Annotated in this window: 10 protein-coding genes; 1 reads left to right on the top strand and 9 read right to left on the bottom strand. The window is 59.4% G+C overall.

The annotated features are described in order from the left end of the window. Nucleotides 1-32 precede the first annotated feature (32 nt). The 7 genes from C4J88_RS00875 to C4J88_RS00845 all read right to left on the bottom strand — a co-directional run bounded on the left by C4J88_RS00875 (nucleotide 33) and on the right by C4J88_RS00845 (nucleotide 15,405). Nucleotides 33-479, bottom strand: coding sequence for a hypothetical protein (locus C4J88_RS00875; protein ID WP_124405962.1), 447 nt, complete (start codon nucleotides 477-479; stop codon nucleotides 33-35). Continuing rightward, nucleotides 476-9,682 (bottom strand): DUF637 domain-containing protein, encoded by a 9,207-nt coding sequence (locus tag C4J88_RS00865; RefSeq protein WP_256659069.1) that lies wholly within the window; start codon nucleotides 9,680-9,682, stop codon nucleotides 476-478. The genes C4J88_RS00875 and C4J88_RS00865 overlap by 4 nt, the downstream gene beginning before the upstream one ends. Before the next feature lie 992 nt (nucleotides 9,683-10,674). Further along, nucleotides 10,675-10,824, bottom strand: a complete 150-nt coding sequence (locus C4J88_RS27335; protein WP_164487704.1) for a hypothetical protein — start codon at nucleotides 10,822-10,824, stop codon at nucleotides 10,675-10,677. Nucleotides 10,825-11,107: 283 nt separating this feature from the next. Further along, nucleotides 11,108-11,686 carry a hypothetical protein gene (locus C4J88_RS00860; RefSeq protein ID WP_124405961.1) on the bottom strand — a complete coding sequence of 193 codons (579 nt, stop codon included), beginning with the start codon at nucleotides 11,684-11,686 and terminating at the stop codon, nucleotides 11,108-11,110. A gap of 166 nt (nucleotides 11,687-11,852) precedes the next feature. Next, nucleotides 11,853-12,002, bottom strand: coding sequence for a hypothetical protein (locus C4J88_RS27330; protein WP_164487703.1), 150 nt, complete (start codon nucleotides 12,000-12,002; stop codon nucleotides 11,853-11,855). Between the two features lie 717 nt (nucleotides 12,003-12,719). Next, nucleotides 12,720-12,962 (bottom strand): hypothetical protein, encoded by a 243-nt coding sequence (locus C4J88_RS00850; RefSeq protein ID WP_124405960.1) that lies wholly within the window; start codon nucleotides 12,960-12,962, stop codon nucleotides 12,720-12,722. Then, complete coding sequence (locus C4J88_RS00845; protein WP_256659119.1) at nucleotides 12,949-15,405, bottom strand: hemagglutinin repeat-containing protein; 2,457 nt, start codon at nucleotides 15,403-15,405, stop codon at nucleotides 12,949-12,951. The genes C4J88_RS00850 and C4J88_RS00845 overlap by 14 nt, the downstream gene beginning before the upstream one ends. Between C4J88_RS00845 and C4J88_RS27555 the strand changes: the two genes are divergently transcribed. Further along, nucleotides 15,308-15,598: a hypothetical protein gene (locus C4J88_RS27555; RefSeq protein ID WP_256659068.1), complete on the top strand. Its 291-nt coding sequence runs from the start codon at nucleotides 15,308-15,310 to the stop codon at nucleotides 15,596-15,598. The two genes, C4J88_RS00845 and C4J88_RS27555, sit on opposite strands and share 98 nt — an antisense overlap. Before the next feature lie 72 nt (nucleotides 15,599-15,670). Here C4J88_RS27555 and C4J88_RS00840 read toward each other — a convergent pair whose 3' ends face one another. Both C4J88_RS00840 and C4J88_RS00835 read right to left on the bottom strand, forming a co-directional pair. Further along, nucleotides 15,671-16,066, bottom strand: a complete 396-nt coding sequence (locus C4J88_RS00840; RefSeq protein ID WP_124365354.1) for an SMI1/KNR4 family protein — start codon at nucleotides 16,064-16,066, stop codon at nucleotides 15,671-15,673. 39 nt (nucleotides 16,067-16,105) lie between these two features. Continuing rightward, the gene (locus C4J88_RS00835) at nucleotides 16,106-26,926 is read right to left on the bottom strand and encodes a hemagglutinin repeat-containing protein (RefSeq protein ID WP_218567113.1); all 10,821 of its coding nucleotides are present in this window, start codon (nucleotides 26,924-26,926) and stop codon (nucleotides 16,106-16,108) included. Between the last annotated feature and the right edge of the window lie 23 nt (nucleotides 26,927-26,949).

Below are 26,949 nucleotides of genomic sequence, written 5' to 3'. Positions count from 1 at the left end.
CCGGATCTCAGCCAAAGCAAAACACCTGATGATTAAGACTCTGGCAAAACCGAAAGTACTGCTTTAAAAATATGAGTTCCATCATCAACGGCTGACGATGCTTCATATATTGCTTCGGTCGCTGTCATAAGCGAATTCTCTCCACCAGCTAAGGACAGCGCCGATACAGCACGAGCTTGGCTAAACAACTGAAGACCTTCTAGATTTAAGTTTTGCCCTTCATCCAGGCTGTCTTGCAAGTCAAAATACTTCTCATCTAACTGTGCAGCTAAAGCATCTAGCCCAGAAACCTGATCATTTGTGAGTCTATTACCAGATAGTAGTTGCCTAAGAGACTCGACAACAATAGGCACTTCTACTGGACAAGCCTGAAAAGCAAGTTCGCAAGCCACTTTTACAGCAACTCTTCGTTGCTCCTCACTGACCAACTTAAGCTTTTCTACAAGTCCTTTCTCAACCATTTCTAAACGCATAATCATTGTTTAGCCTTTGGCAGTGGTTTTAATGGCGTTGACACATTGGCCCCTGTCGGCTCAATTACGTTCTGACATGATGCACAGACAGGACGTGTCGCACCGATATCAACAACTTTCAATCCGTTAGCGTTGGCATAGCTGACAATATCCGCTTCTGCGTGGCCAGTTCCAACAACTACTTTCTCGCCTTCTTGCAAACTCACTCCAGGACGAAGATAGCCACGAGGTTCACTTGTACTGACCAGAACAGAGCGAACACCATTGGCATCCTCTACTACCGCAACACCCATAGTTATTCGGCCTTGAGAATTCGCAGGTATTTGTGACTGAATTTCACTTACACGGCTTTGGATAAGGTTAGATGGGTTGTCGTAGGCAAGACCTCGCTCTAGAGATGTACCTGCGCCTTTTGGACCAAAATACCCCTCCGGCAACGCACACGGCCCCGTATTGTGCACCCACGTCTTCAACTCTCCAACATAGAACGTGTGCCCCACGTCCACCGTCAGGTTGAAGGTCTCGCCCACAGGCAAGTAAAGCTCCAGCGACTCCACCTCAGACGATGTGTTGTTCGTCTCGCCATCAGCGAGGGACTGCAGCAGATCGCCCGGTTTCAGATCGATGACAGGAATGAAGTCGCGCTTGGCCGGAACATAGAACGGGTGACCCGGCGTGACTAGCAGGGTTTCGCCCTCAGCTATGCCGTCTGCCCGAACGCTTTTCAGTTTGAGGCGGTAAATCGGCTGGTCGGAACGCTGATGGGTCGCCAGGATCTTAGCGGCGAAGGGTTTGCCGCCTTTTTCCGGTTTGCTCCAGACCACGTCGCCGACTTTGAGCGATTCGATGGCGCGGTCGCCGTTAGGGGTTGAGACTTTAGTGCCGGCAGCGAAGCAGCAGGGCTCTTTGTATTTCGTGAGCACGACTTCATTGCTTCGGGCAGCAAGTAAGTCATCCGCTCTGACGTAGCTGCCTACATCACCAGTGAGGGCAGTCGGTTGATAGGCACCGACGGATGTGGTCGGTGTACGGGTGCCCGTGCGCTCAAACTGTAACGTGGTGTCAAAGCTGTTGGGGCTCAGGCCGTAGGTTGGGATGTCATCCGCCAATCGGGCCGTCATCCCCGCAGCGGCTTCGCTTCTCGCCACCAGGGCACTGTCAGCCCTGACAAGAGCCGAGGCTTCGCTAGCCTTGGAAATCTGCCCAAACCTGCCAGCAGTAGACCCAGGAGCGGCCATAGTCGCAGCGTCAGTGACTAACTCTGAAACTTGCGCAGCTGACTCATAGCTGTTGCCTTGCAGGCCTGAAACGAATGCCCGACCCGTTTGCCGGGTGGTCATTTGACCAACCGGGTTCAGAGACGGATCGGCAACAGGCCCCAGGAAGTCATTGGCAACGCCCAGTGCATTTCCACCCAAAAGCTCACTACCGAGCTTAGCAGTGGATGTAACTAGGCCCCACGCACTACGACCTACGCCTGCCACTCCGCCTTTAAAGCTCTCCAGGTAGTCCGTCGGCTTATCGCTGTAGTTCAAATTGGACTGATAGAAATCCACTGTTCCTTGGCTGTTGTGCCCTTCAGGGTCGCCCAAGTAGTCGATATTTCTAGTGCCGTCTTTGTAGGCAGACGGGCGCGTGTCCTTGAAATCAAGAATCAAGGCCGCCGTCTCATTACCACTGTATCCGCGCTGGCTTCCGTCCGCGGACGCATCGGTTCGCGCGTAGTTATCCGCAATGGGTGCCAGAGCCACACCTAAGTGCTGCAAGGTTGCTGTATCGATATTGCTTACATCATCTGCCGAGATTGATTTTCTCCAGCCATCATCGGTGTAATAGGCCAGCGCAACCCCCATGCGCCGCGAGGCCTCTTCCTGACTGATCTTTAAATCCGCCGCCATTTTTGGCGCTTGATCTTTAATCAGTTCGGCGGCTCGCGGGTGCAGTTGCTCGTTGTAACGTTCAACATTGCCCGCCACCCAAGCGGCGTCGTTCGGATTGCCGTTCACTAGAGAACCAGCCGCAATACCGATGATTTGCGCGGTTGCGACTTTGAATTGATTATCCGTTGCGAAACGATCATCCAGGTACTTACCCAAGTTCTCTGTCGCAATTGCTGTCAGCCCTTCAGCCGCGCCGGCGGCAATGGCGCCGGTCTTGAAGTCCCCGCCTCGAGCAGCTGAAAGTGCGCCACCCAAGATGGCATGCATCAGGACCTTCTCCGCCGAGCCGGGGCTCAGATCAAGGTCGCTCGCCAGATTGCCAAGCCCCTTGTTGCCGGCCGCAGCGGCAAGGTCGAAACCTTGCGACACCAAGGCGGAGCTCAGATTGTCTTTCAAGCTGCCGCCGTTGATGGCTGTAGAAATGCCACTTTCGATGACGGCATGAGTGCCACCGCGCAGGACAGCATCCTGAGCTTTTGGCCAGCTGAGCCAATCACTGGAATAACCCGGGTTCTGCACCGGCCCCGCCGTAGTGACTTTCGCGCCCGCGCCGTCGGCCGGGCTCGCGCCCTTGAACCAATTACTGTCGGCGTAGTTCAACGCCCCGGTTGCCAGACCAGCGATAGCGGCGTTTTTCAGGCTGCTGCTGCTGAAAGTGTCCTTGAGCGCAATGCCGATGTTGCCTTTGTTGTTGATCGTGCTCACAGCACCGGTACTGGCCAGCGAGGTCAGCGCGGCGGTGGCCATCATGTTACCTAGCCCCGCACTTGTGGCTGCAACCGCCGCCGACGTACTGGTCGCCGCAACCGCAGCTGTGCCGGCGGCCATGGTTGAACCAGCCGATGCACCTGCGCCCACCAATGCACTCGCGCCACCCGCCGTCACAATGGTGACAATAATGATGACCGCCAACATGGCGCCCTGGCCCATGCCGGAGTTGCTGTACTTGAAGGAGTCGTGCAGCTCTTTGACTTGCCGCCAATCCACGTCGCCGCGCTTCTCGGCGTCCTTGATCCAGGCCAATTGCGGGTCGGCCTTGACCATTGTGTCGATGGTCTGGCTGACGGTTTGCTGGTCGACTTGTTTGACGTCAATCTTCAGGCCGTTAACGGCTTCGATGACGGTCTGCCCCTTGGCAACCAGTTCACTCTGACGCAAGGTTTCATCGGTCTTGCCTTTGCCCTTCATCGAGAACCAAGCCATGTTGCTCTTGCTCTTGGTATGGCTTTCGTCGTGGTAGTCCTTTACGCCTTCAAACGTCACGGCGCCGCCGCTTTTCAGGATCAGGTCGTTGCCGCTGTTGAGCTTGGCGACCTGGTACAGCTGGTCGCTGTTGCTAACCAAAGTCAGGTTGCCTGCGGTTTTGATCTCAGTGCCGACGTTGGTGGTCTGGGTAACTTCATCACGCTTGGCTTTTTTCGCGCCCCAGCCGCCGTTTTCCTTCATGTCATACAGGGTATGCGTGCTGTTCTGCGCCGCCAACAAACTCAACTTATCCCCGCTATACAGATAAGCCTCATTCCCCGCACTGATCCTGCTCGCCACGATCGTGGTGTCACGCCCAGCCTGGCTGACAAAATCCCCACCCGCCGTCAGTACGCTGGCCACTTGGGTGGTCTGGTCGTCCGAGGTCTTGATGCGTTTCTTGCCGTGTTTTTCCTTGCCCTCGACGTTGTGCATGTCGCTGACGGAGGCAACGTTGAGGTCGCGGCCGGCGGCGATGTTGAGGTCTTTGCCGGCCGTGGCGTTGCTGCCGATGATGTTGACGTCTTGCCCGGCCTGCATGTTGATGCTGCCGCCTGCCGTGACGCTGGCGGCGAGGTTTTTGACGTCGGTGGTGATGCTGGATTTGTGCCCGCCGTCGCTGAACTCGTGTTTCACGCGGGTATCGCTGGCGGCGATGAGGTTGAGGTCGCGGCCAGCGGTGAGGTTGGCGTCGTTGCCGGCGGTGAGGGCGCCGCGGTTGGTGAGGTCGCGGCCGGCGTCGATGGCGAGGTTTTCGCGGGCGACGATGGTGCCGGCGCTGGTGTCGGTGAGGGTGCGCATGCCGGCGCCGTCACGTACCTGGTTGGCGGTGTTGTCGTTGGTGACATCGCCCTTGAGCGCGGTGAGGCTGACTTGCTTGCCGCGGATTTCGCCGGCCATGGCGTTGCGGATGCTGTCCTGGGCCAGCAAGTTGAGGTTGTTGCCGGCTTCGACCAGGCCGCCGGTGTAGATACTGCCGCTGCTGATGGCGGACAGGTTGTTGCTGGCGCGCAGGGTGCCGACGTTGATCAGGTCGCCGCCGGTGACCAGGTTGAGGTCGCGGCCCTGGATCAGGCTGTTGCCGCGCACGTTGCGCGACTCGGCCTGGGCCAGGTAGAGCACGGGCACGAGGACGGTCTGGCCATCGATGACGCGGTTTTCCATCCACACGATGTCGTGGGTCAGGGCGCCGACTTGCTGGCCGGTGAGGGACACGCCGAGGCTCAGGCGCAGGGCGTCTTTGCTGGCCAGTGCGTTGTCCATCAGGTAGCGGAACTGGTCGGCGTCGCTGTAGAGGCCGCCGGCGAGGAAGCGTTGGCCGGTTTGCGCGAGCACGGCGTCGCGGATCAGGCGGGTTTCGTACTGGCCGTCACCGAGGCGGCGCCAGGCGTTGTCGGAATTGAAGCCGAGTTTGCCGAGCATATAGTCGGAGCTGAAGAAGCCCGACACCGAGGTGAACTCCGGGTTGGTCTCGATCAGGTAGTGGCTGGTGGGGTCGGCGTTCTTGACGAACAGGCCGTACTCGCCCTTGGGCAGTTGGAAGGTGGGCGAGGTGGTGGGGTCGACCGGGGCGAAGGCGGTGCCGGTGTAGTCCACAGGCACGAAGCCGCCGCCGGGGGCCACGCCCACTACAGGCAATACGCTGCCGGGCGCCTGGGCGCTCGGGTCGTTGGCGTGTTTGCTCAGGTTGATGTTGATACCGCCGACGGGGATGCCGGTCTGGTCGTCGCCGAGGGTTCCAGTGAGTTGTGCCAGGGTGTTTTCGTGCAGGGTGCCGTTTTGCAGGGTGCGAGCAACGTTGAGGTTGACCGTGCCGCCGGCTTGTAGCGTCGCCGCGTAGCCAGGGCCGCCGTTGTCGGTCCAGGTAGTGACATTACTGACCTCGGCAAAACGGGCATCAGAAGACCGCGCCTTGAGCGCTTCAAACCGTGCCAGATCGAAGTTGCCGGCTGCGACGGCGGCATTGAACGCTGGGACGTCGTGAAACTCCATCTGGTCCCAATAATCGGTGTCGATCTTTTTGGGTGTACCCACGACGATGCTGTTTTGGCCGGTGCGGGTGCCCGCGCCCTGATTGAGCAGGTCGTTGGCGCTGATGCTCAGGTTGCCATTGGCGGCCAGCAGGCTGTAGCGGTTCTGAACGTTGTCGCCCTGGATGACCACGTCTTTGCCAGCGACCAGGCGAGCAGGTGCCGAGTCCTTGATCGCCGACTCGAGATAGGTCTGGTAAATGTTGATCTGCCCGCGCTTGAACCAGTCGTGGCCGGCGCAATGCTGGCCACAAACCCATTCTATACGGCCGGTTGTCAGTGTCTGGCCCAGCTCGAACTCTGCTTTGGCGTTTTCCACAAACGCGGCATTGATGCCGATATTGCCTTCGCTTTCCACAGTGCCGGAAAGGTTGCTGAAACCTGCCGCACGCCCGCCATCTACCGCCGCAAAGCTCAAGTTGCCCTTGCTGTAGACGTCACCGTAAAGGTTGCTGAAGCCATTGGCGCGCAACGCCATGTCGCCGCCGCTGAACAACAGCGAATCGGCGGCATTGGTGATGCCGTTGACGGCGGTCAGGTTCACCGCGCCCTGGGCACCGAGGGTGCCACGGTTGTCGATTTGCGCGGCTGCGATATCCAGTTGCTGGCGGGCGGTGAGGAAACCGAGGTTGTCCAAGGTGCCGCTCAGGTTGAGCTGAGTGCGTACGCCGGCCAGGCGGCCGCCGTTCTGGTTGAGATTGTTCGCAGCGACGGTGAGGGTTTGCAGAGCCGAGACGCGGCCGCTGTTGCTCATATCGCCAGTGGTGATGCTGATGTCACCGTCGCTGAGCAGTTCGCCGCCGTTGTCCAGGCTGGCCACGTTGAGGACCAAACCCTTGGCGCTGGCCATGCGGTCACCGGCCTTGAGGGCCAGCGCTTGGTCGCTCTTGTAGGTGAGCACGTCGTTGAGTTGCACGCGGCCCAGGCCGTCGACTTTGCCGAACGCCCAGTCGGCGCTGCCCATGCCCTGGATATTGCCCTGGCTGCCGGACAGGCTGGCGGTGTTGAGGTGGAACAGGCCGGTGCCGGCGTGTTGCAGCATGCCGTTCTGGTTGTTGAGGCTGGCCGCGTCGAGGTTGAAGGCCTGACTGCCGAATTCCAGGGTGCCATTCTGGTTGTTTACCGCCCCACTGAGGTTGAGGCTGCTGCTGGCGCCGCCCAGCCCGCGCAGTTGGCCGTTGGCGCTGTTATCCAGGTTGCCACCGGTGAGGGTCAGGCCCTGGTTGGCTTCGATCAGGCCGCCCTGGTTGGTGAGGGTGTCACGAGAGGTGAGGTTGAGCTGGTTGCCGCTGATCTGGCCGCCTGCGCTGTTGTCGAGGGTGGCGCCGCTGACGGTCACTTGTTCTTTGCCGAACAGTTTGCCGCCACGGTTGGCCAGGGCTTGCACGGTGAGTTGCAGATTGCCGACCAGGCTCGCCATCAGGCCGTCGCTGCCGTTGTTCACGCTGTCGGCGGAGACGCTCAGGCTGTCGCCCTGCACGGTGCCGCCCTGGTTATCCAGGCTGGCGGTGGTCAATTCGGTGAGGGCGCCGCCGCTGAGGATCAGGCCCTTGCGGTTGCTCAGGTCCTGGCCGCTGTAGCTCAAGCCCCCGGCGCCGGCCAGCAGTTGGCCGTTGTCGTTGTTCAGGTGCTGGGCGGCGATGTCCAGACGCTTGCCGCGCAGGGTGCCGCCGTCGTTGTTGAGGGTGGTGAGCTGCTTGACCAGCACGCTGCGCTCGCCCGCGTCGATCTGGCCGCCGACGTTGGTGAGCAGGTCGCTGACCTTGAGCACCACGTCGCCGCCATCGCTGACCAGCGCGCCTTTGTTGCTGTTGTTGAAGGTTTGCGCGGTCACGTCGACGGTCTGGCCCAGCAGGATGCCGGCGCTGTTGTCGAAACGCTCGCCCTGCAATTGCAGCAGGCCTTCGCTCTGGATGCGGCCCTGGGCGTTAAGCAACTGGCCCGGGCCTTTGAGCAGCAGGCTGACGCCCTGGGCACCACCGGCGAGCAGGCCGGCGCTGCGGTTGTCGAGGCCGGAAGCCCGCACGTCGAGTTGGTCACCCAATACGCGCCCGGCACGGTTGTCGATGTCACCGCCAGCAACGTCGAGCAGCAGTTGCTTGCCGACGATCACGCCGTTCTGGTTATCCAGGTTCGCGGCGTGCAGTTCAATATCGCCCTGCCCCGCCTGCAGGCGGCCCTGGGCGTTGTTGAGCTGTTGCGCGGCGGTGAGGGTCAGCTTGCCGGTGTCGGCGCTGAGCACGCCGCTGGCATTACTGCTGAGGCTGCCGGCGGTGACGTTGAGGTCGGCGCTGGCCTGGGCGAAACCCTGGTTGTTGTTGAAGGTGTTGGCAACGGTGAGGTTGAGCGCGCCGCCGTCGGCCTGGATCAGGCCCTTGAGGCTGTTGTCGAGGTTACTGGCATTGACGGTGGCAGTTTTGCCCACCAGCACGCCGTTCTGGTTGTTCAGGTTGCCGGCGTTGACGCTGAGGTCGTTGGCGATGACTTGCCCGCCGCTGTTGTTGAGGTTGGCGCTGGTCACGACCAGACTGCCACCGGCCATTTCGATACGGCCCTGGCGGTTGTCCAGGGAGGCGCTGTTGAGCGTGGCGGCCTGGCCTTCGCCGAAGCGGATCAGGCCGCCGAGGTTGACGATGGCCGGTGAGTTGATCGCCAGGCTCTGCTCGCCGAACAGGCGTGCGTTGGCACCCTGGTTGGTGAGCTTGGCGCTGCTGAGGTCGACGGTCTTGGCCTGGATGATCGCGCCCTGATTGGTCAGCGCCTGCGCGGCGGTGATCGCCAGGGCGCGGCTGGCCAGCAGGTTGCCGGAGGTGGTGACGGTTTGCGCGTTGACCACCAGATCGCCGGTGGTGTTGCGGCTGTTGTCGGCGGCGACGCCGGCTTCGATGATGCCGGGGTTGCTCAGGTTGGCCGCGTTGAGTTCGATGCGCTGGCCGGCGGCGATGCTTTTCTGGTTGACCAGGTTCTGAGCGCTGGTGACCTGCACGTTGCCGTTGGCGTAGACCTTATCGGTCAGGTCGACATTCTGCGCCGTGACCTTGACGTTGCCGGTGGCCGCCGCCTGCGCCATGCTCAACCGCCCATTGGCATCGAGCTGAATATCCCCACCACTGGCTGCCAGCGTACCGTCAAGCTTCACCCCCACGCCGGCCTCGGTGCCCACCAGCTTGATCGCACCCGCATACATGCCGCCCAGGGCCGAGGAGTCGATTGCCAGCTCAGGTTTGGCGCTGCCGTCGTCGGCGCGTGGCGTGGCGTTCAGGCTTTGCGCATCGACGTCGTTGCGCCCGGCGATCACGTTGAGTTCGCGCGCGTTGATCTGCGCGTTGATTTTGGCGGAGCGGGTGATGATGTCGAAGCGGTCGACGTTGCTCGCGTTCAGGCCTTCGCCGTCGATGGTCACGGCGCCGCCGTCGACCTGGTAGCTTTTCAGCTGGCCGGTCGGGTCGAGCACCGGTTTGCCGGTGGTGAGGGTGACGTTCGGCGTGTTGATAAAGCCGCAGCCGCTGCAGGTAATCCCGTAGGGGTTGGCGACGATGACCTTGGCCGACTGCCCCGCCACTTCGGTATAACCGCGCAACTGGCTGGCGCTGCCGCCGTTGACTTCGTTGAGGATGACGCTGGCCGCGCCGCCCTTGAGGTTGGGGTTGCCGACGATGTAGCCGCCCAGCTGGGTGTTCACCACGGTGCCGGTGGCGTTGTTGAGGATCACGCCGTTGGGGCCGACGTTGTACTGCTGGAACTGGTTATGGGACAAGCCTGCGCCATTGGGCGTGGCGATGTTCACCACCGGTACGCCATTGCCCGCCGCACCCACCGTGGTACCCGGCGCGCTGACCACGATGCCCTCGGCCTGGGCCAGCAGCGGCTGCCAGAACAACGCGTTGGCGAGGATCAACGCCAGCCCGCGTTTGGGCAGGCGGAAGAACGCGTCCGGGCGCTTCAGGGCGGCAGAAGGTTGGCGGGCCAGGAAGGCGAATTGGCGAACATCCATTTTCGTAGTCTCGTTGCAGCGGGCATTAAGGACATGCGGTAGTAACCGGCGCTGTGGCTCGCTCATTACTGTCGACACGCGATCGTCAGGCTGGCGGGAAATAGAACGTCAGCTCTTATATCCATATCGAGAAAGAGCCACTACTTAGCCATCAGATCGCCGAATAGGTTAGTACAAGGAAAGGGGCAAAAGTTCGCGAGGGTTGTGTGAATTGGATCCCACTTATCGGAATTTATGTGCAGGGCTGGTTTGAATAGCATCGATGCAATCGGCGACTGAGATCGATGAGTTGCTGGCGCATCAGCGGGCGCCTACCTGAGCTTGGGAGAAGCGGCCGAAACTCAGGCAGAATATCTATTGTTTTGCGCAACTACTCGATGGGACTTCTGCGACAGGGCCAGGCGTCTCTACACCGGAGAGCAATCGAATCACTGCGCCGCATCTCCAGTCATGCCGGTCCAGATACGCCTCATAATCCTTACCTGCCTCAGGAGTAAATACTTGAGGAGCTGGCGCAGGATGCAACTGACGGTTGTATTTGTCGACCGCAAACGCTGTACCGCCGGCAACTACCCCACCTGCCACACCATCACCTGAGCCCACGGCGCCGCCCACACCTGTAGCAATCAAGGACGCTATGGCTTTTTGATCAGCAGGCGACAGATCGCTATCGGCCAGGGCCTTTTCTCCGGTTTCATTGATCGTCCTTGAACAGGTAAAGGTACCCGGCAGTGCACCTGTCGGGGTTTACCGCAGGGGGTCACTACATTCCCCCATTACCGGATATGTAAGACTTCACATACGTCCATCGAGTGAGGATCCAATACGCCGCGAATACAAACGTAAGAGGAAAGCCGATCCAGTTGTATACCCAAGGCGAGTCAGTGCGCAGAGCAAGTGAAATCACCGCAGCGATGATCATCGCGAGTAGCAGGCTAGCCGCCAGAATCATGGAAAACAGTGAGATCGATAAGAAAAACCCACCGATCCATTTATTTCTTCTCACCCGAAGCCACCTCGTAAAACGTATACCCTTTATCAGCAACAGACTTCGGGTGCGCTCCCAGCGCTGCCCCGTAAGGTTCTGCCTTGCCAAACATAAACTTGTTGTTGTCGAAGCTGTGCACGGTGACGCCGAACATTGAATCCTTTTTATTGAGGCCATCCTTGAGGCCTATTTTAAGCGGGACCTTAACGAAGCCTGAGCCCAGTGACAATGCGAAATCCGCACTACTGTAGATAAACGGCCCGTGCAAAATAGGGGTCAGACCATTATTGTTCCTAACTGGATAAGAATGTACAGCTTAGCCGCCCATCAACAGGCCAACCAATAGAATAATTAAAAAATAAATCATACTTTTAAAGAGCAATTCTGCTGAACTCTAAAAACCCAAAACCGTGGTCTGCCCCCTATTCCCCTGAACTCTAAAAAACGCCTGTAGGCGCGAGGACGGGAATACGCTGCGCGGGATCGGTGATGTCATACACATGCTGCTCACAGCCCGCGCCGATGATCACGAACTCCACCAGGTAAACCTTCTGCTTCTGCGGCTTGAACGCCGAGCTCATAGGGCCGCAGGCGTAGACAATTTTTTCGGCGTAGCGGTAGTAGTTCGAGTCATACACCCGCGACTCGCCCAATACCTCGATTGTCTGCCCCGGATCAGCCAACACTTCCAACTGCGGGAAGCGCTTGACCGCCGCGCTGTTGGCAACCTCACTCATCTTGGCGATCCAGCCGAACACCTTGCCCCGGCCCGAATCTACCACCGTGCCGAGGATCTCCGGCCGCTGATCGGAATCACCGCCACGGCGCACGGAGAACTGCACAGGGTAGGTAAAACCGGTGGCCCGCATGATCACCTTGGCTTGCTCGGCATCGGCCACGACCTTGTTCTGCTGCAACTGCACGCCGTCTTTGAGCAGGCTAGACGACGAGTCGCGAACATTGGAGTGACAGCCCGTGAGGATCAGGGCCGAGAGGATAAAGGCAACTTTTCTCATAAGGGTTTTCCGTGTAGATACATGGGCCATGCAAGGATCATAAACTCAAAAAAATACGACCCCGTATAAAAACAGGGCGAAGCCGGCCAACGCCGCTCGCCACTCCGGGTCGGCATCCTTACTCATGCCGCCCGGCGCGATGGCCACCCTGGCGCCTCGCGCATAGCTAGACCGCCTGGCCAAACCACAACTGCACCAGCGCCATGAGGAAAAAGCGCTTCCAGCTACCGTCAAATCGTAGAAAGCCATTGAGTAGCGCAGCCAGGAGTAAGATCAGGCCAATGCCGTGCTGATATTTGTATAAGTTCGCGATCATGCTACCCACCTCAGATCGCTATCGGCCAGGGCCTTTTCTCCGGGTTTCATTGATCGTCCTTGAACAGGTAAAGGTACCCGGCAGTGCACCTGTCGGGGTTTATCGCAAGGGGTCACTACATTCCCCCATTACCGGATATGTAAGACTTCACATACGTCCATCGAGTGAGGATCCAATACGCCGCGAATACAAACGTAAGAGGAAAGCCGATCCAGTTGTATACCCAAGGCGAGTCAGTGCGCAGGGCAAGTGAAATCACTGCAGCGATGATCATCGCGAGTAGCAGGCTAGCCGCCAGAATCATGGAAAACAGTGAGATCGATAAGAAAAACCCACCGATCCATTTATTTCTTCGTAAGCGCTCCATGAACCCCACATTCAAAGCGCTAAGCTGATGTCGGATGCTGTGCTCCCGATTCTCTCAGGAGCCCGTTCGCCATGATGCGACCCGACGCCAAAGTCGAAGTGTATCTGTACCCCAAGCCGGCCGACTTCCGAAAATCCCAGCCACCTCCCAGATAGGCAAATACAGCTTGCCCAAACCATAACTGAGCATCAGCGCGCTAAAAAATGGCCTTGCATCGCCCCAAAATCGAAAAAAACAATTGAGTAATGCGGCGATCAACAGCAATGCTCCCAATAAATACCTGTAGGTGTACAAGGCTGATTTCACTCGCTTGATGGCATGTTAGAGTCATCCTAACTAGCATAAAGCGTCTACCAACCTCTGCGGCCCGTTACGAACTCCTTTACATACGCCCATCGGCTGACTGTCCAGTAAACAGCCAAGACAATTGAAAGTGGCGCGCCGATCCAAAGATAAACCCAATCATCGGTTGTTTTTAGCAGGACGCCGATGAAACCGGAAATCAGAACAGCTATAAAAAAACTAATGCCATAAACAACGCCCAATAAGCCCACCGCTAAAATGAACATTCGAATAGGGTTAATTCTTATCACGAGAGGCCTCCTCATAGAAAGTGTAGCCCTTCTCACCCACAGATTTTAGGTAAACCGCTGCAGCGCTCCCATAGCGAATAGGCTTCCCAGTCCAGAAGTAGAACTGGTTGTTATCAAATTTTCGCACCGTTACACCGAACATTGATTTTGACCTATTCAAGCCGTCTGCAAGACCTAATTTCAAAGGTACCTTCACAAAACCGGCTCCCACTGAAAAAGCAAGATCGGCACCGCTATAGACCGTAGGTCCGTAACCACCTGGGATAAGATCAAAGGCGGCTCTCACGGGGTTGCTGTTGTCATTTAAGCCGGTGTAATGGTTCCACACGCCAGATCCGCCTTCCCACATGTTCCCCGCGCCAAACGTCATCATAGGCGCCCCAAATACACAGCCTGCGGCCGTGGCACACAATACCCCGCCAGAACCTACACTAATGCCCCCGCTTACCAAGGAGGTTGCGCTACCAGCCAGAGGAATAACATCGCGCGTGCCCCAGTCCTTCACGCTGTCAGTAAACGAATAATTGAATAAGCCCTTGTCTTTCTGAGCATCCGCCCACGCAAGTTCATTGCTCAAACCGACCATATCAGCCTCAGTCAGAACTGCATCGTGATACTCCTGGGTACCTCGATCCAACTGAGCCCAGCACTGAATAACGTAGCACAACGCTTTTCGCAGATTAGCCTCGGTAAAGTCGCCTTTCTGCGCCTCAGCCTTGATCGCCGCCATCTCCGTCTCATGAGCTGCTCGATTATAGACGTCCACCGACATCGCGTTTCCTCCCGCGACAACAGCACCTGAGGTACCGCTCCCAGAGCCAACCACGGCCCCGGCGCCTGCCGCGATCAAGGCGGCCATTGCATCTTGATCCACACCCTTGATGCCATTTTTCCCCAGTGCATCCGCAATGCTAGGCATCAAGGCCGCAGAAGCTCCCGCACCCAATGCACCACTCTGCACATTGCCACTGGACAACCCAATAGCCGCCCCCGCCAACGCGTGCAACATCACACGTGCCGCACCGCCTTCAGCCCATGCCGCCCGAGTGGCCGCATCCGACTTCGGATCAGTCGCACGCGACTGGGCATAATCGCCAATCTTGTTGAAGATATCGCTGGAGGCCGTGTTAGCGACAATACCCACCGTCGCTCCTACAGGCGCGCCACCCAGCCCTGCGGCGACTAGTCCGGACGCGATATCGGCCATTAAGCGTTTGTCGCCACCGACCTGCCAGCGCTGGGCTTCCGTATAAGCGGCATTCGCTGCGAGCACCGTTCCAGCGGCATCCGGCGAACCGGTTTCGGTCTGGGTTTTGGCTTTATCGGCCAGTGCTTTCGCCTCATCCGCCTTCGCCTTCCCCACCGCACTGATCACCCCACTGGCCAACTGTGCCGAGCTTTGGATCAGGTCAATACGCTCTTGCATGGCCTTTTCATCAGGCCGGTCGAGTTTCTGATTGGCGTTGGCGGTATCGCGATTCAACCCCACCAGGTCGTTGGCACCTTCGGCACTGCGAACCACAATCGTGCCTTCGCTGACCGCGCTACGGGTGTAGCTATGGTCTTTCTCCTTGAGCGCTATCGGGATGCTGCCGCCCATCGAGGCACCGCTGGTACTACTGGAAGACACCGAAATACCGGCAGACTGACTTTTGATCTCGCTGACATTCTTGATATCGCTGACGATCAGCCGATCCGTGCTGAGCCGGTTCTTATCAGCTGACGCTTCGCTGGCAATCACCGCGCCTTGCAAGGTGGTGGTCTTGCCGACATTAATGTCGTAGCCGCCCGTGCCCGCATACAAACCGCTCTGGTCGGTCACACCCTTGTAGTCGCTGTTCATATTCGCGGCGGCAAGGTTCGCCGAGCCCGCTACGGTAGAGCCATAGCAGAACGGAGGCACGCAGATACTCGCGCCGAAGCCTGCGCTGCTCTGTTTGCTGCGCGACGACTCGGTGTCCTGGAGGGAGATGATATTGAGGTTGCCGCCAATATCTGCCTTGATACGGTCCGCGCGAACCTGGGCGCCTTTCAGAGTGGTATCGCCGCCGCTTTGTAACAACAGGCTGCCCGTATCGAGGGTGCTATTGACTTGAGTGACGGAGTTACCATTGCCATTGTTCTTGGCACCCTGCGCTCCGAGGTCGAGGGTGAAGCCGTTTTGCTCGCCAATATTGAAACTGGCGCCAATAGCGGTTTTATTTTTCGACCCTTCGTTTTTGCGGTCGGTGGTGTTCTGTGCGCTTTGCATCAACACATCGTTTTTGGCTAACAACAAGGTGTTAGCGGCTTTCAAGCTGCTGCCGGTGATCTGGATATCACCCTGAGTACCCACCGCTGCGCCCGTGGCAACGATCGACAAGTCTTGCCCTGCGTTGAGCGTGCTCTGCTTGGCGGTGACGCTGTTGAATTCGCTGCTGTTCTTGCTGCGGTTATTGGCCAGTTCAGTACCGATCTTGATCAGCGAACCGTTGCCGGGCGTGCCGCCGATTTTATTTTTGAAACCGGAGCTTTGCGCAAAAACGTGGTCTGACCCCTATTCTCCCAAACTTATAAATAAAAAATGGGCGGTTATTTTTATAACCGCCTTTCTTAAAAAGCATCAAGCAAATGAAAATAAAAAAGCTAATTTTTAAAGAGCGTAATGTCAAAATTTGCCCCGCAGACATTCGAAAAAAAGTTGTCTGACCCCGCCCGCCCCCACCATCTCAACTCAGCAAACCATATACAAAATAAGAAAATTCATCACATAATCTTCTAACACTCATATCCGAAGAATCCACTTCGACTATAGACCAGCTGTGGCTTGTATCGAAGCCGAAGCATCGGCCCTGCATATCATCTCCGAAAAATTGAATATCCCGAAAATCGTTCGCAGCACCTGCATCAAAAATCTCTTCAGCCTCTAAAAAACCGCTGTAAAGCATGATACCTGCATAGGCAATTTCTCCAGCTCCATACTCTTTTAAGAATGCCAAGTAATCTTCGGGAACATTTTGAAAATTTTCTTTGATAGCACGTAAAACTGCATCATCCACAGCATCTAACCCATCCAACAAATGCTCATCCTTCTTCTCTCTCATCAAAACTTCAAAGTTCTCCATCACAGCCTCTCTATTTTTTATCTAAGAAAATTTCTCGCGCTACGCTTCCGGCGCGATGGATTCCACCTTGGTGCTGATCCGGAAATCTTGCAGGGTGCATATTCCACCATTCATTAGGCCCCCAAAGCTGTTTTCAATAATATGATGCGCATCGAAAGGTTGACCCGCCTTTCGTGACACTGTAAGGCCATTTTTAGCAATAACGTCCTCAGTATAGCGCGGCCACATTTGGCCTGTATTGGCCTCCCACTGACTGATTAAATCATTCTTCACTTTATTGAACTGCTTCCTATTAATGTCAGACAATTCCGGAGAAAGCTTGGTAAATTCTTGCTCGCGCAAAATGTTGGCGAGGTTAGCACGTTGTTCATCTGTCACTTTAAATCCGGTCTGCGCTTCGAGATCTTTAAGATAACGACGAGCCTGACTCGACAGTTCGGTGAACCCTTTCGCACCTTGGGCTAAAAGCTCACCCGACTCCTCCGTCGCCAACTTTCTTTTCGCCAAGGCAGCAGCAACGATCTCTGAAATCTTCGCGCCTATGCGTACACCAGTGAGAGAAAGCAACGTATCGTCAATCACCGTGACCGGTTCTGCCGATTTCCTGGCTAATACCAACAGCCTCGACATCGCGTCTTTTGAAGCCAGCTCGTTGGTAGAGACGTTAATGATTTCTGTCGCATGAGCATCTGCCTGCTCCCGACCGTATTGAGCCCATTTGTCAGTCAAGCGCAATTCGCCATAAAGGCCGGCGCCCGTACCATTAAACAAGCTTGTGTCTACAAACTGCTCTTTGGTCGAATTAAAAGCATAAACCGCAGAGCCATTGGCGATAATTGCAGTGCCGTCTTTCCACGTTAATGGAATCTTCTGGTCCGCCAATTCTTGAATCGCGCCTTTGGCAATCGCCAAATCACGTTCAAGCCAATCCCGCGTCGGATCGCTGCCCCAGTTTTTTTCCAGTGCATCTAAACGGGCGTTTTCTACGGCATCGACCTTTGATCCTGCTGCCATACGTAGCAAGTCTTCCCACAAGGCATCCGACTTTGGCTTGCCCTGCGTTTTCTCTAGCTCTTCGGCTTTCTTCTTGAGAATTGGCACCTCTTGGGTCAGGTGAAGTTGGCGATTGAATACTTCGACGCCGTAACCTGTCCCACTCCCGACAGCCGCGCCGCCGATGCCATTCCCGGCGCCTGCTCCAGCGCCGATCCCGGTCGCAACCAACGCGGCGATGTTGTCCTGGCTGGCCTCAGATAATTTGCTGTTTTCCAGCGCCTTTGCAATCGAGGGCATCAACGCAGCAGAAGCACCGGCCCCCAACGCGCCACTTTCCACGCTGCCGCTGGACAACCCCATGGCGGCACCTGCCAACGCATGCAACATGACGCGTGCTGCTCCACCTTCTGCCCATGCAGCTCGGGTGGCCGCGTCCGATTTCGGGTTCAGGGATTGCGCCTCGGCGTAATCACCCACTCGCTTGAAGATCTCGCTAGACGCTGTATTGGCGACGATACCGACTGTCGTACCGACGGGCGCGCCACCTAGGCCCGCGGCGATCAGTCCCGTCGCGATATCCGCCATCATTTTCTTGTCGCCGCCGAACTGCCAGCGCTTGGCTTCCGAATAAGCCAGATCGGCGGCACGGGCGGTATCAGCAGCACCAGGCGCACCTGCGTCTGCTTGTTCCTTCGCCGCCTGCCCAAGCTTCTTGGCCTCATCCGCCTTCGCCCTGCCCACCGCACTGATCACCCCACTGGCCAACTGCGCCGAGCTTTGGATCAGGTCAATACGCTCTTGCATGGCCTTTTCATCAGGCCGGTCGAGCTTCTGATTGGCATTGGCAGTGTCGCGGTTCAACCCCACCAAATCATTGGTGCCTTCGGCATTGCGAACCACAATCGTGCCTTCGCTGACCGCGCTACGGGTGTAGCTATGGTCTTTCTCCTTGAGTGCTATCGGGATGCTGCCGCCCATAGACGCACCGCTGGTACTGCTGGAAGACACCGAAATACCGGCAGACTGGCTTTTGATTTCGCTGACATTCTTGATATCGCTGACAATCAGGCGGTCAGTGCTTAGGCGGTTCTTATCAGCTGACGCCTCACTGGCAATCACCGCGCCTTGCAGGGTGGTGGTCCTGCCGACATTGATGTCGTAGCCGCCTGTACCCGCATACAAACCGCTCTGATCGGTCACGCCCTTGTAGTCGCTGTTCATATTCGCGGCGGCAAGGTTCGCCGAGCCCGCGACGGTGGCACCGTAGCAGAACGGCGGGATGCAAATACTCGCGCCGAAGCCCGCGCTGCTCTGTTTGCTGCGCGACGACTCGATGTCCTGGAGGGAGATGATATTGAGGTTGCCGCCAATATCTGCCTTGATACGGTCCGCGCGGACCTGGGCGCCTTTCAGAGTGGTATCGCCGCCGCTTTGCAACAACAGGCTGCCGGTATCGAGGGTGCTGTTGACCTGAGTGACGGAGTTACCATTGCCATTGTTCTTGGCACCCTGCGCTCCGAGGTCGAGGGTGAAGCCGTTTTGCTCGCCAATATTGAAGCTGGCGCCAATGGCGGTTTTATTTTTCGACCCTTCGTTTTTGCGGTCGGTGGTGTTCTGTGCGCTTTGCATCAACACATCGTTTTTGGCTAACAACAAGGTGTTGGCGGCTTTCAAGCTGCTTCCGGTGATCTGGATATCACCCTGAGTACCCACCGCTGCGCCCGTGGCAACGATCGACAAGTCCTGCCCTGCGTTGAGCGTGCTCTGCTTGGCGGTGACGCTGTTGAATTCGCTGCTGTTCTTGCTGCGGTTATTGGCCAGTTCAGTGCCGATCTTGATCAGCGAACCGTTGCCGGGCGTGCCGCCGATTTTATTTTTGAAACCGGAGCTTTGCGCATTGGCGTCCGAAGCCTGGCCGTTCAGGTTGTAGGCGGCGAGGGCAGCCTGGGCGATTTTGACTGCCTTGAGGCGTGGATCATCAGCACTACGGGCCGCTTTGACGGCGTCGCGCATGCTGGTGGCGGTGTCCACTACCGAGCCCGCGATCACGCGCCCAACGGCCAAGCTCTTGGAACTGTCCTTACTGGTCTGATTGGCAGTCTCCACACCCGAGGTGACGGTGACATTGGCACCACTCAACTCCATGTTCTTGGTGCTCACCAGATCACTGGCCACCACCTTCAACTCACGCCCCGCTGTCAACGACACATTGCCCGCACTCGAGCCAATAGTGCTGCCGGTCAAGGTCATTTCATTGGCCGTGCCATTGTGCTTCGAGCTGTTGATGTACAGCTTCTGGTTGCCGGTCATGTCGTCCAGACCGAGCTTGTTGCCGGTCAGCACGCCGGTGAGGTCGCGATTTTTTTCCTTGTGCATGTCGGTGCGGGCGAAGGTGTTCTGCGCCGCATCGATGGTCAGGTCGCGGCCGGCCTGGACGGCGAGGTCGCCGGTGCTGACCAGGGACGAGCCGGTGACCGTGGCATCGCGTTTGGCGGCGATGGTGACGGTTTCGCCGGAGACCATGCTGCCCAGGGCGGTGGTGCGTTTTTCGTCGACTTTGTCCTGAACCTTGCTCGACTTCAGGCCGCCCCAGCTGCTTTTGCTTTCCTTGCGTTCGTGACGGGCGCTGTCTGAGTTAGTGGCGGCCAGGATGTTCACGTCCTGACCAGCGACCAGTTGCGCCGCGCCTTTTTCGGCGGTGACGGCGCTGCCAGCCAGCAACAGGTTTGCACCCGCCACGACGGTGCTGTTGGTGCCCGCGCTGACCAAGCTGCCGACATTGTTGATGGCAGAAGTCTCATCCAGGCGGAATTTTTTCCCGGACGAGGTCTTCTTGGTTTTGCTGTAGAAACTGTAGTCCTGATTTTCAGCCGCCTTGAGGGCTAGGTCATTGCCCGCGACCAGGTAGGCTTCTTTGCCCGCATCCACTTGGCTGGCTATCAGTTGCAGGTTCTGCCCGGCGCTCAGGGTGGCGTCACCGCCTGCCTTGAGCACAGTCGATACCTGCTGAACATGATCCTCTTGACTGGTGACCTTCTTGGAATTAAACGCCGAATGCTGTTCATTCGCCGCCGAAGCCAGGTTCAAATTGCCCTTGGCCACCATCGCCAGATCACGCGTTGCATTCAACTGGCTGCCGATGGCGCTGATGTCCCGTGCCGCCACAATCTGGAAGTCCCGCCCGGCTTCTACCACCGTGCCGTACTGCGTCGCGCTGCTGCTGCGTGAGTAGGTGCTGACGATATTGGCGTTACGCTGTTCGGCGGTCGCCAGGTTCACGTCACGCCCGGCTTGCAGGCGCGTGTCGGCGCCACTCTTGAGTACACCGCCGGTGCTGTTGACGTCGCGACCGGCTTGCAGGGTCAGGCTGTTGGCGGCTTCGATGCGCGCGGCGTTGTCGACGAAGTCGGTGCGTTCGGTGCGGTAGCCGCTACTGCTCTGGTGGCTGGTGACGCTGCGCTCATTGAGGACATCGCCGCTGATCGCGCCCACGCTGACATCGCGTCCGGCAATGATGCCGCCGGCGCGGTTGGTCAGGCTGTTGCCGGCGAGCAGGTCGAGGCGGTTGCCGGCCTGGGTCAGGCCGCTGTTGACCATGTTGCGCCCGGCGCTGGCGGCGAGGTTGTTGGTGGCGCGCAGGGTGCCGACGTTGTTGAGGTCTGCGCCGCTTACCAGACTCAGATCGCTGCCGGTGATCAACGCGCCATTGGGCGCCAGGCGGTTGTTGGCCTGGGCCAGGTAGAGCACGGGCACCAGCACTTGCTGGCCGGCGACGGTGGCGTTTTCCATCCACACGATGTCGTGGGTCAGGGCCGCCACTTGTTCGGCGGTGAGGCTTACACCTACCGACAGGTTGAGCGCCTGACGGCTGCCGATGGCGTTGTCCATCAGGTACTTGAACATCGCCGTGTCACTGGTTTGGCCGTCGATGAAGCGCTGGCCGGTGCGGGCAATGACCGCCTGTTGGATCAGGCGTTGTTCATAGAGGCCGTCACCCAGGCGTTTTTGCGCCTGGTCGGGGTCGTAGCCGAGCTTGGACAGCAGGTAATCGGAACTGAGGAACTGCCTGAGGTTGGTCAGCTGCGGGTTGGTTTCGATCAGGTATTTCTGTGGGTTGGAGACGAACTGGCTGTCGGGCAGGCCTTGCACGCGATTGATAGTTACACCGTCGGCCGAGGTGCCGGTGCCGGCTACCACCGGCCCGGAAACCGGGGCCCGGTCTACGCTGCCGCCGCCCAGGGTCCAGCCTTGCGGTCCGGTACTGGCCGGCGCGCTGGCGCTTTGGCCGCTGAGGCGGAACAGGCCGCCCTGGCCGCTGGGCAAGGTGAAGCCGGGCAAGCTCAGCGGGTTGATCTGCTGCTGGGCCAGGTCCGGGGGCAATTGCGCGTTGAGGGTGATGCGGGTCGAGTAACCGGCGGCGGCGCTGGCGCCCGTGGCGTCGGTTGGGGTTTTTGCGCCCGCACCGATGTAGTGGTAACCCAGGCGCACCACGCTGTTGTCGATACCGGCTTGCGCCTTGACGTCCACCGCGCCGGCAGCCTGAATCACGGCGGCGTAACGCTGATCATCGCTGGCGATTTTGGTGACTTTGCCGAACTGGGTGCGCTCGCTCTCCATCATGCCAATGAAGTTGGCCACGGTTGCTTCCAGGCCGCCAAGGTCATTGGGCGTGTAGCCAGGGCTTAGATACCAATACTTATTGGTCAGTGCGCGAGCGGCGTTGAACCAGCTACTTGGATGCTCGGTGCGTCTTGATGTAAAGAGCCGATAGGTCTCGGTCTCGCCGGTTTCGATCCCCGTGTTGACGAGGTTGTTCAGGCGCGCCGTGAAGTTGCCGCCGGCTGCAATCGAACTGCTGCTGTTGAGCAGGTCGCCGCCGGCCAGGGTCATGTTACCGCCCGAAGTGATGCTCGAACCGGCACTGGCCGCGGTCACCTCCAGTTTGTCGCGGGTCACCACTTCCCACACGTAGTTACGCCCCGTGCCACCAGCATGGCAGTCACCGGCGTTGACGTACTCGATGCACGTGCCTTCCGTGGCGGAGGCGGTATATACGCCAGCATCATTGACGGTCAGTACCGCACGTTCATTTTTGATCGCGGCGGCGGTCAGGCTCAGGTCACCGTCACTCTGCATGCTCGAAGAGCTGTTGATAATGCTGTCAGCCAACCCACCCTTGCCGTCGCGATCGACGCTCAGGTTGCCCATGCTGTAGATGTCGCCGTAGCTGTTGTTCAGCGACGCCACGCGCAGGCTCATGTCAGCGCCGCTGAAGATCAGGCCGTGGTCGTTGAGCAACGCGCCAGTGGTGACCGTGAGCGCTTGCCCGCTGCCAAGCGTGGCGTAGTTGTTGAGCGCGCCCGCGTCGATCAGCAGGTCGGTGGCCGAGGTCAGGCGGCCACGGTTGTTCAGGGTGCCGCTGATGGTTGCGCGGGTCACGCCGCCGCCGGCGATGCTGGCGGTGTCGCTCAAGTTGGCCTGGGCGGCGGTCAGGTTCAGCTTGCCCAGGCTGCTGATGCGCCCGGTGCTGTTCAACGCGCCGCTCAAGCTCAGGTCGAGGTCGCCGTCGCTGGCGATCAGGCCGTTGGTGGACCAGTTGCCGCCGCTGCCGATAAAGCGCCGGGCGCCGAGCAATTGGCCGGTTGTTGTCTGGTCGAGCGTGTTGACGTTGACCGTCAGTTGCCCGGCCTGGATCACGCTGCTGTTGGTCCAGTTGTCCCGGGTGATGGTCAGGTCGCCCCGCGTCACCAGGCTGCCGCCGACGTCATTGAGGTTGGCGGGGGCAATGCCGAAGTTGCCGGTGCCCACGTGCAGCACACTACCGCCAAGGTTTTGCAGGCTGCCGGCGTCCAGTGTCAGGTTGGTGTTGGCGGTTTCCAGCACGCCGTTGCGGTTGTCGAACACGCCACCGATGGCGAACTCAGTCGTGCCGTCGGGGCCCAGGGCACGCAGGCGTCCGGTCTGGTTGTCGAGGCTGGCGGCGTGCACCTTGAGGGTGGACTCACTTTCGATGATGCCCAGGCGGTTGTTCAGTGCGCCGCTCAGGTCGAGGTCGATCTGTTGGGCAGCTATCTGGCCATCGTTGTCGCCGCTGTTATCGAAATCGTGCCCAACCACGCGCATCAGGCCTTTGGCATAAAGCCCGCCGTTGCGGTTATCGAAATTGCCGGTGGTGACCAGGCCGTTGCCACCCTGCGCAGAAATGCGTCCGCCATAGTTGTCCACGGCGCCGGCTTGCAGGTCCAGGGTTTGGCCCTGCATCACACCGCCCTGGCGATTGTTGTTGAGGTCGTAGCCGTTGCGCAGCACGCCGACGACTCGGGTCTGGAGCAGGGCCTTAAGGCTGGCGAGGGTGCCGCCACGGTTGTCGAGGCTGGCGGCTTTGATAGTCAGGTCGCCGGTCTGGGCGATCAATTTTCCGCTCTGGTTGTCGACAGCGTCGACCACGTCGAGGGTCAGACCGTTCTGGCTTTGCACGGCGCCTTTGCCGTTGTCCAGCCGGTTGGCGCTGAGCTTGAGGTCAGCGTTCTGGCTGTAGATCAGGCCATCGCTGCCGTTCTGCACCAGGCCGCTGGCGGTGATGCTCAGGCGATCATTGGCGGCCAGTGTGCCGCGATTACGGTTATCCAGGCCGCCGGTCAGCAGCGTCAACAGGCCTTGGCTGGCGAGCTGCCCGCCCTGGTTGTTGATCTGCGCCGCTCGGTTGATCAACAGCGAGCCGCCGCTGGCCAATTTGCCGTTGGTATTGGTCAGGGTCGCCAGCAGGTCCAGGCTGGTGTCGGTGCCGCCGCTGATGTTGCCGGCGCTGTTGTCCAGGTTCCGCGCGGTCAGGTCCAGGGCCGTGCCGCTGTCGATGGCGCCACCGTTGGCGTTGTTCAGCAGGCCGGTGACCTTGAGGTTTTGTTCGGTGGCGCTGGAAAGCACGCCCTTGTCGCTGTTATCCAACTCGGCGGCGCTGACCGTGAGCGCCTTCTGGCTGACCAACGCACCCGCGCCGCTGTTGAGCAGGCTGCCGGTGAGTGTGGCATTGAGGGCGCCGTAACGGCTCGACAGAGTGCCGCTGTTGCGGTTGTCCAGGCTTGCGGCAGTGGCGTTCAGGCCTTGCCAGCCGGACATCAACCCGTTTTGGTTGATCAGCGTGTCGGCGTTGAGCACCAGCAGGTTATTGCTGATCAGCTTGCCCGCGCTGTTGTCGAGGGTGCGTCCACCGAGGTTCAGGGTTTGCGCGCTGGAGAGTTCACCGCCCTGGTTATTCAAGTCGCGCAGGTGATCGATGCTCAGGTTGCCGGCGGTGGTGATCAGGCCACCAGAGTTATTCAGATCGCCGGTGGCACTGCCGAAGTCCACGGCAATCGCGCTGCCCAGCAACGAGCCGCCCTGGTTATCCAGGCTCGCGGTATTGATGCTCAGAAGGTTGGCCGCGTTGATCAGGCCCTGGGCCCGGTTGGTCAATGGGCCACTCACGTTGAGCACGGTGTCGCCACGGCTGGTGAGGGTACCGCCGCTGTTGTCCAGGCTGGCGGCGCGTGCATCCACCGCAGCGGCGGCAATCATGCCCTTGACGTTCGCCAGGGCCTGGCCGATGCGCAGGGTCAGGGCAGTATTGCCGAGCACTTTACCGCCGCTGTTGTCGAGGTTGTCGGCAGTGAGCGTGAATGCCTGGCTGCTGGAAATCTCGCCGCCCTGGTTATTCACATCCTTGAGGTTGTTGAGCACCAACAGCGGGCCGTTGATCAGCCCGCCCTGGTTGTTGAATTGGCCCCGATTGAGTTCGAGGGTCAGGCCGGTGGCGCTGGTCACCTGGCCGCCTTGCTGGTTGTTCAGGTCACGGGTGTCGATACGCAACGCATCACGTGCGCTGAGGGTGCCTTGCTGGCTGTTGTCGACGCTTGCGCTGGTCAGGGTCAGGGTGCCGTCGGTCACCAGGCGCCCGCCCTGGTTGTCCACCGCGTCACGGGCGCCGATGGTCAGCGGGCCAGCGCTTGAGAGCGCGCCACCACGGTTGACCAAGGTGCCCGCGGTCACGGTGAGCAGCCCTTCGCTGCTGATCAGGCCCTGGTTGCGATTGAGCAATTGATCGACGTTCAGGTTCAAGCCGCTGCCGGCCACTACCAGGCCGCCATCGCTGTTATCCAACTGCGTGCCGTTTACCGCCACGCCCGCACGGCTGGACAGCTCGCCGTTGCGGTTGTCGATGTTGGCGACGTCGATCTGCACGCCGCCGGTGCTGGCGACCAGGCCTTTCTGGCGGTTGTCCAGGCGATTACCGGTGAGGTGAAGGACGCCCTGGCTGGTGACCAGCCCGTTCTGGTTGTCGAGCGTGCCGGCGCTGAGGCTCAACGCCTTGCCTGCGGTGACCAGGCCCGCGACGTTGTCCAAGGTGGTCACCGTCAGGGTGGCCGTGTCCAGGCTGGAGATTTCGCCGCCGGTATTTTGCACCGCGCCCACGTTGGCGGTCAGTGGCCCATTGCTGGTGACCAATCCGCCCTGGCCGTTCTGCAGTTCGCTGGCGCTGACCTCCAGCGCGGCGTTGCTGAGGACTCGTCCCTTGTTGCGGTTATCGAGCGCAGCCGCCGTGACGCTGGTGTGTTGCCGGGCGCTGAGGGTGCCGCCCTGGTTGTTCAAGGCTTGGGCATCAACGGTCAACGCACGACTGGCGATGACGCTGGTGCCGGTGTTGTTGAGGGTCGTGGCGCGCAGGCTCACATCACCCGCCGTGTTACGGGTGTTATCGGCGTTGACGCCGGCTTCGATGACGTCGCTGTTGGTCAGCGTGCCGCCGCTGGACAGCGCGATGCGGTCACGTGCGGCGAGGCTTTTGCGGTTGATGAGATCGCCTTGGGCTTGCACGTCCAGCGCTTTACCGGCGTAGACCTTGTCGGTTAGATCGACATTTTGCGCCGTGACCTTAACGTTGCCGGTGGCCGCCGCCTGCGCCATGCTCAAGCGCCCATTGGCATCGAGCTGGATATCCCCACCACTGGCCGCCAGCGTGCCGTCGAGCTTCACGCCCACGCCGGCCTCGGTGCCCACCAGTTTGATCGCACCCGCATACATGCCGCCCAGCGCCGACGAGTCAATCGCCAGCTCGGGCTTGGCGCTGCCGTCGTCGGCGCGTGGCGTGGCATTGAGCGTTTTTGCATCGACGTCGTTACGCCCGGCGATCACGTTGAGTTCGCGGGCGTTGATCTGCGCGTTGATCTTGGCCGAGCGGGTGATGATGTCGAAGCGGTCGACGTTGCTGGCGTTCAGGCCTTCGCCGTCGATGGTCACGGCGCCGCCGTCGACCTGGTAGCTTTTGAGCTGGCCGGTCGGGTCGAGCACCGGTTTGCCGGTGGTCAGGGTCACGTTCGGCGTGTTGATAAAGCCGCAGCCGCTGCAGGTAATCCCGTACGGGTTGGCGACGATGACCTTGGCCGACTGCCCCGCCACTTCGGTATAACCGCGCAACTGGCTGGCGCTGCCGCCGTTGACTTCGTTGAGGATGACGCTGGCCGCGCCGCCCTTGAGGTTGGGGTTGCCGACGATGTAGCCGCCCAGCTGGGTGTTCACCACGGTGCCGGTGGCGTTGTTGAGGATCACGCCGTTGGGGCCGACGTTGTACTGCTGGAACTGGTTATGGGACAAGCCTGCGCCATTGGGCGTGGCGATGTTCACCACCGGTACGCCATTGCCCGCCGCACCCACCGTGGTACCCGGCGCGCTGACCACGATGCCCTCGGCCTGGGCCAGCAGCGGCTGCCAGAACAACGCGTTGGCGAGGATCAACGCCAGCCCGCGCTTGGGCAGGCCGAAGAACGCGTTGCGCGGCTTCAGGGCGGCAGAAGGTTGGCGGGCCAGGAAGGCGAATTGGCGGACGTCCATTGTCAGGTTCTCATTGCAGCGGG

This window comes from Pseudomonas sp. R4-39-08 (genome assembly GCF_003852275.1).
In the GTDB taxonomy this organism is placed as follows: domain Bacteria; phylum Pseudomonadota; class Gammaproteobacteria; order Pseudomonadales; family Pseudomonadaceae; genus Aquipseudomonas.
Note: the sequence above shows the minus strand (reverse complement) of the source record. Positions and strands in the feature narration are given on the sequence as shown.